Consider the following 12,694-nt stretch of genomic DNA (forward strand, 5'->3'; position numbering starts at 1 on the left):
CGGGCCGATAATAGTCATAAAATGATATTGTTATGAGGGTCAGAAGGCATTTTTAAGACGTCTGGTCATTCTACTTTAGCATCAAATTCACAAAGATCTTCAATCAGGCAGGAGCCGCAGCGCGGTTTACGCGCAATGCAGGTGTAGCGGCCATGCAAGATCAGCCAGTGGTGGCAGTCGACCATAAACGCTTTCGGCACCACCTTCAGCAGCTTCTCTTCCACCTGTTCCACGTTTTTGCCAGGTGCAAAACGGGTGCGATTACAGACGCGGAAAATATGCGTGTCGACGGCGATAGTCGGCCAGCCAAAGGCGGTATTTAATACGACGTTGGCCGTCTTACGCCCAACGCCGGGTAACGCTTCCAGTGCCTCACGACTCTCCGGCACTTCACCGCCATGCTGTTCCAGCAGAATCCGGCAGGTCTTTATCACGTTCTCAGCCTTGCTGTTAAACAGGCCGATGGTCTTGATGTACTCTTTCACCCCATCGACACCCAGCGCCAGAATGGCGGCAGGCGTATTAGCAACCGGGTAGAGTTTTGCCGTGGCTTTATTCACGCTGACATCGGTAGCCTGCGCAGACAGCAGAACCGAAATCAGCAGTTCAAAAGGAGAGGTGAACATCAGTTCCGTGGTGGGATGCGGGTTGTTATCCCGCAGCCGGGTCAAAATTTCCTGACGCTTTTCCTTATTCACAGCACACCTGTTGTTTTTCCATCCGGCAACGCCTGCGCTTCTCTTTCAGCCTTCAGGGCGGCACGTTGTTTCATTTTATTATCAATCAGATACTTAGCGGCCAGCAGCATGCCCAGACCGATAAAAGCACCCGGCGGCAGCATCGCCAGCAGCATCGGGGAATCAAAGTGGACAACCTCAATGCGCATCACTTTCGCCCAGGGGCCGAGCAGTTGATCCGCACCGTTAAAGAGGGTGCCGTTACCGATGATTTCGCGAATCGAACCCAGCACCACCATCACGCTCGTGGCCCCCAGGCCGATGGCCATGCCATCCAGGGCCGAGAGCGGAATACTGCTTTTCGATGCCACCGCTTCCGCACGCCCAACGACAATGCAGTTGGTGACGATCAGCGGGATAAAGATCCCCAGCGACTGATAGAGGCCGTAAGCATAGGCGTTGATCAACATCTGCACGCAGCTCACTACCGCAGCGATAATCATCACGTAAATAGGAATACGGATCTCAGAGGGTACCCAGCGGCGCGAAAGCGAAATTGCGCTATTGGTGCAGGTCAGTACCAGCGTGGTTGCCAGCCCGAGGCCGAGCGCATTGGTCGCCGTCGAGGTCACGGCCAGCAGCGGGCACAGGCCCAGCAACTGAACCAGCGCTGAGTTATTCTTCCACAGCCCGCCGACCAGCAGGGTTTTGGCTTCACTCATTGGACTCTCCACAAGGTGGCAGCGAAGAAAGCTGCTCCGGTAAGGTTTCAATATACAACGTTGTGCGCTTAACCGCATTCACCACGGCGCGTGGGGTAATGGTGGCACCCGTAAACTGGTCAAACTCACCCCCGTCTTTTTTCACTGCGAACTGGCTGTCATCGGCGCCTTTTACCTGTTTGCCGTTGAAGCTGTTGATCCAGTCGGAAATGCGCAGCTCAATTTTATCGCCCAGACCCGGCGTTTCGTGGTGTTCGACCACGCGTGTGCCGTAAACCGTGCCGGTAAAACTGGCGCCAACAATCATCTGAATATTACCCGAATAGCCATCGGGAGCGGTGGTTTCAACGGCTACGGCAACCGGTTTATCGCCTTTACGCGCCAGATAAAGATGGTGCGGACTGGCATTACCCAGGGCCGGATTACTGACGATATAGCACTCCTGCTGAATGTGGTTATCATACAGCTCCGGCGGCACCACCTGGTCCAGCAATACTTTCTGCTGTAACGCAGTCTGATGAGCAATCGTCGGTTTGGTGACTGTGTTGACCACCGCCGTCAGCCCGGTAGTGATAGCGGCAAACACGGCCAGCGTGACACCGTTTTTACGAATGGCATCCAGCATTATTTATCCTTCCGATGGCCGTAAACGCGCGGCTGCGTGTAGTAATCGATCAACGGTACGCAGATGTTGGCCAGCAGCACGGCAAAGGCCACGCCATCCGGGTAACCCCCGAAACTGCGGATCAGCCATACCAGCAGGCCAATTAATGCGCCATAGATCAGCCGGCCTTTGTTCGTGGTTGAGGCGGTGACCGGGTCAGTGGCAATAAAGAACGCGCCAAGCATGGTCGCACCGGACAACAGATGAATGACGGGAGACACCAGGCTGTGCGGAGAAATTAACCAGCCCAGGGTGGCACAAAACGCCAGCGAGATCAGCATCCCTGCCGGGATATGCCAGCGGATGCTGCGGGTGCAAAGCAGGAATACACCGCCCAGCAGATAACCGACGTTCACCCACTGCCAGCCCAGCCCGGCCAGTACACCGCTGTAAATCGGCTGCGCCAGCAGTTGTTCTGCGCTGTGCCCGGCGCGCAGTCCGGTCTTGAAGGTATCCAGTGGCGTTGCCTGGCTGACACCGTCAATCCCCACCTGCAACTGCTGCATGGTGTGACCATCCAGCGTATGGAAATGGAAGATCATGCTCAGGGTGTCACCGAGGCTCGGTGTCATCCCCTGTAGACTATCCGGCGGCAACCAACTGGTCATCTGCACCGGGAAGGAGATCAACAGCACCACATACCCGACCATCGCCGGGTTAAACGGGTTCTGCCCAAGACCACCGTAAAGCTGCTTGGAAATCACTACCGCAAACAGCGTACCGATCACAATCACCCACCAGGGCGCCAGCGAAGGAATGCTGATGCCCAACAGCAGGGCAGTGAGCAGCGCAGAATTATCTTTCAGTGTGTCTGCCAGCGGCAGTTTGCGCAGGCGCAGTATGGCGGCTTCAGCACCGATGGCAGCGATGGCAGCAATCAGGACCTGAATCAGGTTACCCCAGCCAAAATAGTACCACTGTGCCACCATGCCAGGCACGGCGGCAATCAGCACCAGCAGCATAATGGTGCTGGTACTGCGGCGGTTGTGGGTGTAAGGCGAACTTGCAATACGAAAAGCCATTTAATCCTCTTGCTGCGTTGAAGGCTGCTGCGATTTACGCGCTTTCACGCGCGCAATGGCCGCTGCCACCGCCGCTTTACGTGCATCATCTGAAGCGGCAGGCGCTTCACTCTCTTCTGTTTTCGCTGACTCTGCGGCCTGCGCGGCTTTTTTCGCTTTTGCGCGTGCAATGGCAGCTTCAATAGCCGCTTTGCGCGCATCCACCACCGGTTCAGCCGGCGGCGATTCGGCTTCAGCGGGTGCTGCTGCGCTGGCAGTGCCCTGCGCGGCTTTCTTCGCCTTTGCGCGGGCAATGGCGGCTTCAATAGCCGCTTTGCGTGCATCCACCACCGGTTCAGCCGACGGCGATTCGGCTTCAGCGGGTTGTGCTGCGCTGGCGGTGGCCTGCGCGGCTTTCTTCGCTTTTGCGCGTGCAATGGCGGCCTCAATAGCCGCTTTGCGCGCATCCACCACCGGTTCAGCCGACGGCGATTCGGCTTCAGCGGGGTCTGCTGCACTGGCAGTGGCCTGCGCGGCTTTCTTCGCTTTTGCACGAGCAATGGCAGCTTCCACTGCTGCTTTGCGTGCATCCACCACCGGTTCAGCCGACGGCGATTCGGCTTCGGCAGGTGCTGCTGCGCTGGCAGTGGCCTGAGCGGCTTTCTTCGCTTTTGCCCGTGCAATGGCAGCTTCTACTGCCGCTTTGCGCGGATCGTCAGTCTGGCGGGTAACGGGTTCGCTGCTGGCCTGTTCTTCCACCTGGCGGGCATGGGCTTCCGCCTGACGCGCTTCCCGCTGCGCCTGTTTTGCTGCCTGATTTGCAGCATCCTGGCCGGATGTTTCAGCCTGCTTCGCTTTGACTCGCTCGCGTGCCGCGCTGATCGCATCGGCGTCACTGGCGGCTACGCTGCGTTTTGCCTGTTGATGTTTGGCATCGCGCGCGGCTTTTTCACGTTCAAGGCGAAGCTGGCGTGCTTCAAAACGGCTCTTCGCCAGCGCATTACGTTCGGCCTCCTGGTCAATAGCCAGGATCTCCGCTTTCTCCTGACGGTAATACTGTACCAACGGGATATTACTCGGGCAGACGTAAGCGCAGGCACCGCACTCAATACAGTCAGCAATATTATGTTCACGCGCTTTATCGTGATCGCCGCCCCGGCTGTACCAGTAAAGCTGCTGCGGTAACAGGGCTGCCGGGCAGGCATCGGCACAGGCGCTGCAACGGATGCAGCCCTGTTCCGGTTCGTTCTGGCCCATTTCGCTGGCGGCGGGCGCGAGAATACAGTTGGTGATCTTCACCACGGGCACATCCAGCGTTGGCAGGGTAAAGCCCATCAACGGGCCGCCCATCACCACCATCTGCTCTGCACCCGGCATAAAATCAGCCTGTTGCAACAGATGGCTGATGGGGGTGCCGAGACGCGCCCAGACATTGCCCGGCTTTGCCACAGACTCACCGGTCAGGGTGACCACGCGTTCGGTCAGTGCTTCACCGTCGACAATGGCGCGCTTAACGGCAAAAGCGGTACCGACGTTTTGCATCAGCACGCCGATATCGGTTGAACGTCCACCGTGCGGCACTTCCTTCCCGGTCAGAATTTTGGTCAGCTGCTTGGCACCGCCTGAGGGGTACCTGGTCGGGATCACCCGGATATGCAAATCCGTGGCGCTGCCTAACGCCTGCTTAAGCGCGGCAATTGCCTCGGGTTTATTATCCTCGATGCCGATTAAGACCTGCTCTGCCTGCAGGATCCACGCGAGGATGCGGCTGCCTTCCAGCACGTCATCGGCACAGTCCTGCATCAGACGGTCATCGGCGGTGATATAAGGCTCGCACTCGGCGGCGTTGATGATCAGCGTGTTTACACCCCGCAGGCCACCTTTCAGTTTTGTCGCCGTAGGGAAACCCGCGCCGCCAAGACCGGCAACGCCAGCCTGATGGACTTTCTCTACCAGGATACTGCGTTCCACGCTGCGATAATCGCTCAGGGTTTGCTTATCCACCCAGAGGTCTTCACCATCCGGGGTAATAAACAGGCACATTTCAGCCAGCGCCGACGGATGGGCCGTCATATGTGGCGCAATCTTCGTGACAGTACCCGACGTCGGCGCGTGGATCGGTAACATGCGGTCGTTGCCGAAGGTCAGCGGTTGCCCGCGCAGCACCTTATCGCCCGGACGCACGCCAATCTCGCCTTCATGGCCAATATGCTGCTTCAGGGGCAGAATAAATTGCGCAGGTAACGGCAGGTGACGCAGCGGCACGCCATTAGACTGGGTTTTCATCTCCGGTGGATGAATGCCACCTTCGAAATCCCAGAGCCGATCTTTTTTAAAGAAATTAAGCAGGTTAAACATGACTTTCTACAGGAATAACCCGGATTGGGATGGTGTTGAGATCCCATTTCCAGTTAGCAGTGGTAGTCGCAACCGGACGCATCTCAATGCAGTCGGTCGGGCAGGGGGCAACGCACAGATCGCAGCCGGTACAGACGTCGCTTAACACGGTGTGCATCGCGCGCGTGGCACCGACAATGGCATCAACCGGGCAGGCCTGAATACATTTGGTACAACCGATACAGTTGGCTTCGTCAATCCAGGCCACTTTGCGTTCCGGCTCCGTGGGCATTTCATCGCCCAACGGTTGAGGATCAACATTAAGCAGCGCCGCCAGCTTAAGCATGGTCTGCTCGCCGCCGGGAGCACATTTATTGATCATCTCACCGTTATTGCCCACGGCGTCCGCGTAGGGACGGCAGCCAGGGTAACCGCACTGGCCGCACTGGCTTTGTGGCAGAATCGCATCGATCTGCTCAACAATCGGATCTTCTTCCACTTTGAAACGGCGCGAGGCATACCCCAGCAGTCCACCGAAAACCAGACTGAGCGCACTTAACACGGCAATCGCTATCCAAATCGCACTCATCAGAACTTGACCAACCCGCTAAAGCCCATAAATGCCAGCGCCATCAGTCCGGCGGTGATCAGTGCAATGGAAGAGCCTTTAAACGGTGCCGGGACATCGGCCAGCACCAGGCGCTCGCGGATACCGGCGAACAGCACCATCACCAGAGAGAAGCCCAGTGAAGCACTGAAACCGTAAAGCGCGGCCTGAAGGAAAGTATGATTAAGATTAACGCTTAACAGCGGCACGCCAAGCACGGCACAGTTAGTGGTGATCAGCGGCAGGAAAATGCCTAACAGGCGATAAAGGTCAGGACTGGTCTTACGCACCACCATCTCGGTGAACTGCACCACCACGGCGATCACCAGGATATACGCCATGGTACGCAGATAGACGAGGTCCAGCGGCAGCAGGATCAGATGGTTCACCAGCCAGGCGCAAATGGAGGCCAGTGTGATGACGAATGTCGTGGCGAGTCCCATGCCAATTGCCGTTTCCAGTTTTTTGGAAACGCCCATAAAGGGACAGAGGCCGAGAAACTTCACTAAAACGAAGTTATTCACCAGCACTGTGCCAATAAAAAGAAGCAGGTATTCGGTCATTGATACGCCTGAAAATATAGAGAAAGCCGCTTATTATCAGGCATTGCGTGCCTGACCACAACCGCTCCGGGTCTGTGGGTTTTTAATAGCGCACTCAGGATTAAATTTCTGACGCTTTTTTCGACATCAGGGTGCGATAAAAGTGTTTTTAACCCGCTGAGAACGCTTGAAATAGGGTACAAACACGCTGGCCGCCAGCAGAGCGAGCAGCAAGCTGTTGACCACCGCGCTGTCTTCCACTGGAGCGAAGAGAAAGGCCTTAAGCGCCAGTAGCACGTTGATCAACAGCCAGATAATGTAATGGCGCGGCAGGCGCGGAGAACGCTTGCAGAACATCCAGATAATCCAGGTACTGTAGCTCAGCATCAGTATTGTCGTCAGCAGGAAGGCCCCCCACAGCAACAGCGCAGACGATGGCAGATTGGTTAACGCACTGCGAAAGGCTGGGCCAATCAGTCCGCCTCCATAGATTATCAACACCAGAATCATGTTCATGACGACTAACACCAGCCAGGTCAACGGCACAAAAAGCCAGCCACCGAGGCGCGGTTTAGAATTAACAGGCACAGATTGTCCTTATTCAGCCAGAGACGGCAAAGCGCGCATTGCACAGAGCCCTACGCATGATGAGGAGGATTATACGGAATATCGCGCTTAAGGTCATCAGGACGATAATCAACTGCCGGACTACACCACGTAGTGCCAGACCGTTTTCGGGACGCAGCCGAGGTCGAACAGGCGTCCGCCGGAGGCCAGCTCCGCCCGACGATGGTCGGCGGCGCGGTACATCTTGATAATATCGCTGTCATCGGTCAGGGAGTAATTCAAATGGTCAAAGAGTTTTTCCAGCGTCTCCAGAGAATTAACTTTGCGAAATTTTAACAAATAGTCTTGAACGGTCATTGCGGTCAGCCAGCGACAGAATAATGAGTCGCTGATTATATGTTGCAGAGAAAAAGATTCCACGTTGTTTCGGCTTTGTAATATAAAAATCAGAAAATTCAGCATTCCTTCTAAGCCATACGCAATACGGCACCGGCGGGCAGCTGGTTTTACGCGACAGATTAAACTGTGCAGCAGCTCACAAATCTGCTGTTTGATCGGGGATGAACGGAAGGGGAGTACGGGTGACAGAACTTCACGCGGTATTGTAATCGCTTCCAAATGCTTCTGGCGCAACCGCTTATGTTTATTACAGTTATTTAACCTTCTTTTGGCGCCCTGTGCGCGTTTTTTCCATATCGATTAGCACAGAAACAGATCGGTCTTGTCGCGTAAGCTATTTGATTTGTTGAATTTTGTGAGCATTGTCGTAAATGTTTTGCGGTGAATAGTCCAGGCTTTAGTGGCTCTTAACCCTATACGATAAAATCCCATCAGAGGAAAAATGATCATGTGGAAGCGTTTACTCTTAACCACTCTCATCAGTGCCAGCCTGTCTGCACCGGCACTGGCCGAATCCATGACCGTTGGATTCTCACAGGTTGGCTCTGAATCGGGCTGGCGCGCAGCAGAAACCAGCGTAGCAAAAAGTGAGGCTCAGAAACGCGGCATTACGCTGAAAATCGCGGACGGCCAGCAAAAACAAGAGAATCAAATCAAAGCTGTACGCTCCTTTATCGCTCAGGGCGTTGACGCAATATTTATTGCGCCCGTCGTTCAGACAGGCTGGGAGCCGGTGCTCTCGGAAGCCAAAGACGCCAAAATTCCGGTCTTCCTGCTCGATCGTGCCATCGTCGTCAAAGATAAATCGCTCTATCAGGCCGTCGTCACCGCCGATAACGTTTACGAAGGTAAGTTGATCGGTGACTGGCTGGTCAAACATCAGGCAGGCAAACCCTGTAACGTCGTAGAGCTGCAAGGCACGGTGGGTGCCAGCGTGGCCATTGACCGTAAAAAAGGCTTTGCTGAAGCCATTGCTAACACACCTAATATTAAAGTGATCCGCTCGCAGTCCGGTGACTTTACCCGTAGCAAAGGGAAAGAGGTCATGGAAAGCTTTATTAAGGCAGAAAACAACGGCAAGAATATCTGCATGGTTTACGCCCATAACGATGATATGGCGATTGGTGCCATTCAGGCTATTAAAGAAGCCGGACTTAAACCGGGTAAAGATATTTTAACCGGATCGATTGATGGCGTGCCGGATATTTATAAAGCGATGCTGGCAGGTGAGGCAAATGCCAACGTTGAGCTGACGCCAAATATGGCAGGTCCGGCGTTTGATGCGCTGGAAAAACTGAAAAAAGACGGCACCATGCCGCCAAAAATTATCAAAACTGAAACGAAACTTTTCCTGCCAGCCGATGCTCAGGCACAGCTGGACACCAAAAAAGGGATGGGTTACTGATCCCCTCACCGCCCCTTTCGGGGCGGTTTACTCATGGCCTGAGGCACAACATGACCATCGACACCCCTCTGCCCGCATTGTTGAATATCAGCAACGTCAGCAAATCTTTTCCCGGCGTCCGGGCGCTGGATAATGTCTCGTTTGACCTTCGCCCTGGCGAAATCATGGCGCTACTGGGGGAGAACGGTGCAGGAAAGTCCACGTTGATCAAGGTACTGACTGGCGTCTATCAGCGCGATGCCGGGACAATCATGCTCGGCGGGCAGGCGATAAATCCCCGCAACACGGCAGAAGCCCAGCAGCTGGGAATTGGCACCGTCTACCAGGAAGTGAACCTGCTGCCCAATATGTCAGTCGCTGACAATCTGTTTATCGGCCGCGAGCCGAAACGCTTTGGTCTGATTGACCGTAAGACATTAAATCAGCGGGCGGTGAAGCTGATGGCCGACTACGGTTTTGAGCTGGATGTGACACGTCCCCTTGGACAGTACTCGGTGGCGATGCAGCAAATTATCGCCATCTGCCGCGCGGTGGATCTCTCGGCAAAAGTGCTGATCCTCGACGAGCCGACTGCCAGTCTGGATGCCAGTGAAGTCACCATGCTGTTCACGTTGATGACGCAACTCAAAGAGAAAGGCATGAGCCTGATCTTTGTCACTCACTTCCTTGACCAGGTTTACCGCATTACCGACCGCATTACCGTGCTGCGTAACGGGCAGTTTATCGCCATACGCGATACCCGAACGCTGCCGCAAATAGAGCTGATCAAGCTGATGCTGGGGCGCGATCTGCTGGAAACCGCCTTACAGCGGGCTGGCAGCACGCTGAAAAGCAATCAGCCCGTGGTGGAATTTAAAGACTATGGCAAAAAAGGGACGATTGAACCCTTCAGCCTGAGCGTACGTCCCGGGGAGGCCGTTGGGCTGGCTGGCCTGCTGGGGTCAGGACGGACGGAAACCGCTGAACTGTTGTTCGGCATTAAACGTGCTGACAGCGGCCGTGCTTTCATCAAAGGAAAACCGCAAACAATCCGTTCACCGGCCCAGGCATCGAAGCTTGGCATGGGCTTCTGTCCGGAAGATCGTAAAACCGACGGCATTATTGGTGCAGCATCGGTACGCGAAAATATCATCCTGGCGTTGCAGGCCCAGCGCGGCTGGCTGCGACCGATCCCCAAACGTGAGCAGCAACAGGTGGCTGACCGCTTTATCAAAAGCCTGGGGATCCGTACCCCGGACGCAGAGCAGCCGGTGGAGTTGCTCTCCGGCGGTAACCAGCAGAAGGTTTTGCTGTCCCGCTGGCTGGTCACAAAGCCGCAGTTTCTGATTCTGGACGAACCCACACGTGGCATTGATGTGGGTGCCCACGCAGAGATTATCCGTCTGATTGAGACGCTCTGTGCCGACGGTCTGGCGCTGCTGGTGATTTCGTCAGAGCTGGAGGAGCTGGTGGGATACGCTGACCGCGTGGTGATCCTGCGCGACCGCCAGCAGGTAGCAGAAATACCACTGGAACAACTGTCCGTTGCGGCCATTGTTAACGCGATTGCCGCAGGAGGAGAGCAACATGCCTGAATCGCATCTGATGGCGGGGAAACCACCGATGTTAAAACGAAAACTACCGCCGGGATTACCGCAGATTGGCGCACTGCTGCTGGTGCTGATTATTGACAGTCTGGTGGCAAACAACTTTTTTGCTGTCCATCTGCAGGACGGACGACTGTTCGGTAGCCCGATTGATATTCTCAACCGCGCCGCCCCCGTTGCGATCCTGGCGATCGGTATGACGCTGGTGATCGCCACCGGGGGCATCGATCTGTCGGTGGGTGCCGTGATGGCGATTGCCGGCGCAACGGCGGCCACGTTGACCGTGGCCGGGCACAGTATTCCGGTGATTATTCTGGTCACGCTGGGCAGCGGCATTCTGTGTGGATTATGGAATGGGGTGCTGGTGGCGTTACTGAAGATCCAGCCGTTTGTCGCCACATTAATCCTGATGGTGGCGGGGCGCGGTATCGCGCAGCTGATCACCCAGGGGCAAATTGTCACCTTCGACAGTGATGCGCTGGCGCGGCTCGGCAGCGGGACATTGCTGCTGTTGCCCGTTCCGGTGTGGATCACGCTGACCCTCGCACTGCTGGTGTGGTTGCTGACGCGAAAAACAGCGCTGGGGATGTTTATTGAAGCGGTGGGGATCAACCTGCGTGCGGCGCGCAATGCGGGCGTCAACGGCTGGCTGGTGGTGATGAGCACCTATATTCTCAGCGGGCTGTGTGCCGCGGTGGCCGGGCTGATTGTGGCGGCGGATATTCGCGGTGCCGATGCCAACAACGCCGGATTGTGGCTGGAGCTGGACGCGATTCTGGCGGTGGTGATTGGTGGTGCATCTCTGATGGGCGGGCGATTTAATCTTCTGCTGTCGCTGATTGGCGCGCTGATCATTCAGGCCATGAACACCGGTATTCTGCTTTCCGGTTTCCCGCCAGAACTGAATCAGGTGGTGAAAGCGGTGGTGGTGATGCTGGTTCTGTTGCTGCAATCCCCGCGCTTTATTCAACTGTTTAAACGAGGGCACCGCCGTGATTAAACGTCATCTGCCATTAATGATCACCCTGCTGGTGTTTGTGGCGGGGTATCTGTTCTGTCTGAGCCAGTTTCCGGGGTTTGCTTCAACAAGGGTGATCGCCAATATCCTCACGGACAACGCCTTCCTCGGTATTATTGCCGTTGGCATGACCTTTGTGATCCTCTCTGGCGGTATTGACCTGTCGGTGGGCGCGGTGATCGCCTTTACCGGGGTGTTCCTTGCCCGTTTGATTGGTGATTTCCATGTCGACCCGTGGCTGGCCTTTGCGCTGGTGATGTCGCTGGGGACGGCGTTCGGTGCCTTTATGGGCTGGCTCATTGATGCCCTGAAAATCCCGGCGTTTATTATCACGCTGGCCGGGATGTTTTTCCTGCGCGGCTGTAGCTATCTGGTGGCTGAAAGTTCATTACCGATCGATCACCCACTGTATGCCACGCTCTCATCCATGGCGTGGAAGATCCCGGGGGGCGGGCGCCTGAGTTTGCTGGCGGTGATTATGCTGGTGGTGGTGGCGTTCGGTATCCTGCTGGCGCACCGCAGCCGTTTTGGTAATCAGGTCTACGCCATTGGCGGCAACGCCACCTCTGCACAGCTGATGGGGATTTCCACCCGCAGCACCACGGTGCGTATCTATATGCTGTCATCGGGTCTGGCGACGCTGGCAGGGATTGTGTTCTCCATTTATACCTCGGCGGGTTATGCGCTGGCAGGAATGGGCGTGGAGCTGGACGCCATCGCCTCGGTGGTGATCGGCGGCACGCTGCTGTCGGGGGGTGTCGGCACGGTACTGGGGACGCTGTTTGGCGTGTTGATCCAGGGGCTGATTCAGACCTGGATTAACTTCGACGGCACATTGAGTTCATGGTGGACGAAGATTGCCATCGGCGTGCTGCTGTTTGCGTTTATTGCGCTGCAACGGCTGCTGACGGTGATGTGGGATCGGCAGCAGAATGCGCCGGTGAAGCGATTAAGTTAAGTTCACAACTCATAACCTCAAGGGCGGGCCTTCTTATGCGGTCCGCCAGTCGCCGCCGCCCTTTGCGGCAGGCGCTGCGTCCACTGCGTGGATGCCTTCGCAAGCGCGGTTCACTTCACGTAGGGGCAGACCCTTTCTTCCGGTTTGCCCGTGATGTTGAGCAGGGGGCTGACCCGGTTTTACGGGGAGATCATCTAAATATGTCTTGCCA

The 12,694-nt window shown here is 55.9% G+C and carries 13 protein-coding genes; 4 read left to right on the top strand and 9 right to left on the bottom strand.

What is annotated here, in order from left to right; genetic code table 11:
- Window positions 1–65: 65 nt before the first annotated feature.
- The 9 genes from nth to ydgT form a co-directional block, all read right to left on the bottom strand.
- Window positions 66–698 (bottom strand): endonuclease III, encoded by a 633-nt coding sequence (gene nth, locus FVB43_RS20055; protein ID WP_133845203.1) that lies wholly within the window; start codon window positions 696–698, stop codon window positions 66–68.
- Window positions 695–1,399, bottom strand: a complete 705-nt coding sequence (locus tag FVB43_RS20060; RefSeq protein WP_159337203.1) for an electron transport complex subunit E — start codon at window positions 1,397–1,399, stop codon at window positions 695–697. The genes nth and FVB43_RS20060 overlap by 4 nt, the downstream gene beginning before the upstream one ends.
- Window positions 1,392–2,024 (bottom strand): electron transport complex subunit RsxG, encoded by a 633-nt coding sequence (gene rsxG / locus FVB43_RS20065; RefSeq protein ID WP_133845199.1) that lies wholly within the window; start codon window positions 2,022–2,024, stop codon window positions 1,392–1,394. The genes FVB43_RS20060 and rsxG overlap by 8 nt, the downstream gene beginning before the upstream one ends.
- A complete protein-coding gene (gene rsxD, locus FVB43_RS20070) occupies window positions 2,024–3,085 on the bottom strand; it encodes an electron transport complex subunit RsxD (RefSeq protein ID WP_167864611.1) in 1,062 nt (353 codons plus the stop codon). The genes rsxG and rsxD overlap by 1 nt, the downstream gene beginning before the upstream one ends.
- Window positions 3,086–5,422 carry an electron transport complex subunit RsxC gene (gene rsxC / locus FVB43_RS20075; RefSeq protein WP_167864612.1) on the bottom strand — a complete coding sequence of 779 codons (2,337 nt, stop codon included), beginning with the start codon at window positions 5,420–5,422 and terminating at the stop codon, window positions 3,086–3,088.
- Complete coding sequence (gene rsxB / locus FVB43_RS20080; RefSeq protein WP_133845193.1) at window positions 5,415–5,990, bottom strand: electron transport complex subunit RsxB; 576 nt, start codon at window positions 5,988–5,990, stop codon at window positions 5,415–5,417. Before rsxB ends, rsxC begins: the two co-directional genes overlap by 8 nt.
- Complete coding sequence (gene rsxA / locus FVB43_RS20085; protein WP_133845191.1) at window positions 5,990–6,571, bottom strand: electron transport complex subunit RsxA; 582 nt, start codon at window positions 6,569–6,571, stop codon at window positions 5,990–5,992. The genes rsxB and rsxA overlap by 1 nt, the downstream gene beginning before the upstream one ends.
- Window positions 6,572–6,697: 126 nt before the next feature.
- Window positions 6,698–7,138, bottom strand: a complete 441-nt coding sequence (locus tag FVB43_RS20090) for a DUF2569 domain-containing protein (protein WP_133845189.1) — start codon at window positions 7,136–7,138, stop codon at window positions 6,698–6,700.
- Between the two features lie 120 nt (window positions 7,139–7,258).
- The gene (gene ydgT, locus FVB43_RS20095; RefSeq protein WP_159337200.1) at window positions 7,259–7,474 is read right to left on the bottom strand and encodes a transcription modulator YdgT; all 216 of its coding nucleotides are present in this window, start codon (window positions 7,472–7,474) and stop codon (window positions 7,259–7,261) included.
- A gap of 490 nt (window positions 7,475–7,964) precedes the next feature.
- Between ydgT and ytfQ the strand changes: the two genes are divergently transcribed.
- The 4 genes from ytfQ to yjfF are packed head-to-tail and all read left to right on the top strand — an operon-like array spanning window position 7,965 to window position 12,483.
- Window positions 7,965–8,921: a galactofuranose ABC transporter, galactofuranose-binding protein YtfQ gene (gene ytfQ / locus FVB43_RS20100; RefSeq protein ID WP_133845185.1), complete on the top strand. Its 957-nt coding sequence runs from the start codon at window positions 7,965–7,967 to the stop codon at window positions 8,919–8,921.
- Window positions 8,922–8,971: 50 nt separating this feature from the next.
- On the top strand, window positions 8,972–10,495 hold the full coding sequence (ytfR, locus tag FVB43_RS20105) for a galactofuranose ABC transporter, ATP-binding protein YtfR (RefSeq protein ID WP_167864613.1): 1,524 nt from the start codon (window positions 8,972–8,974) through the stop codon (window positions 10,493–10,495).
- A complete protein-coding gene (gene ytfT, locus FVB43_RS20110) occupies window positions 10,488–11,507 on the top strand; it encodes a galactofuranose ABC transporter, ATP-binding protein YtfT (RefSeq protein ID WP_133845181.1) in 1,020 nt (339 codons plus the stop codon). Before ytfR ends, ytfT begins: the two co-directional genes overlap by 8 nt.
- Complete coding sequence (gene yjfF, locus FVB43_RS20115) at window positions 11,500–12,483, top strand: galactofuranose ABC transporter, permease protein YjfF (protein WP_133845179.1); 984 nt, start codon at window positions 11,500–11,502, stop codon at window positions 12,481–12,483. Before ytfT ends, yjfF begins: the two co-directional genes overlap by 8 nt.
- Window positions 12,484–12,694 lie beyond the last annotated feature (211 nt).

It is taken from the genome of Erwinia rhapontici (assembly GCF_012271765.1).
Classification (GTDB): domain Bacteria; phylum Pseudomonadota; class Gammaproteobacteria; order Enterobacterales; family Enterobacteriaceae; genus Erwinia; species Erwinia rhapontici.

What these genes read in the sequence shown, in the direction of transcription:
- FVB43_RS20060 (WP_159337203.1), bottom strand. Translation starts at nt 1,399, where the DNA reads ATGAGTGAAGCCAAAACCCTGCTGGTCGGCGGGCTGTGGAAGAATAAC.
- rsxG (WP_133845199.1), bottom strand. Translation starts at nt 2,024, where the DNA reads ATGCTGGATGCCATTCGTAAAAACGGTGTCACGCTGGCCGTGTTTGCC.
- rsxD (WP_167864611.1), bottom strand. Translation starts at nt 3,085, where the DNA reads ATGGCTTTTCGTATTGCAAGTTCGCCTTACACCCACAACCGCCGCAGT.
- rsxC (WP_167864612.1), bottom strand. Translation starts at nt 5,422, where the DNA reads ATGTTTAACCTGCTTAATTTCTTTAAAAAAGATCGGCTCTGGGATTTC.
- rsxB (WP_133845193.1), bottom strand. Translation starts at nt 5,990, where the DNA reads ATGAGTGCGATTTGGATAGCGATTGCCGTGTTAAGTGCGCTCAGTCTG.
- rsxA (WP_133845191.1), bottom strand. Translation starts at nt 6,571, where the DNA reads ATGACCGAATACCTGCTTCTTTTTATTGGCACAGTGCTGGTGAATAAC.
- ydgT (WP_159337200.1), bottom strand. Translation starts at nt 7,474, where the DNA reads ATGACCGTTCAAGACTATTTGTTAAAATTTCGCAAAGTTAATTCTCTG.
- ytfQ (WP_133845185.1), top strand. Translation starts at nt 7,965, where the DNA reads ATGTGGAAGCGTTTACTCTTAACCACTCTCATCAGTGCCAGCCTGTCT.
- ytfR (WP_167864613.1), top strand. Translation starts at nt 8,972, where the DNA reads ATGACCATCGACACCCCTCTGCCCGCATTGTTGAATATCAGCAACGTC.
- ytfT (WP_133845181.1), top strand. Translation starts at nt 10,488, where the DNA reads ATGCCTGAATCGCATCTGATGGCGGGGAAACCACCGATGTTAAAACGA.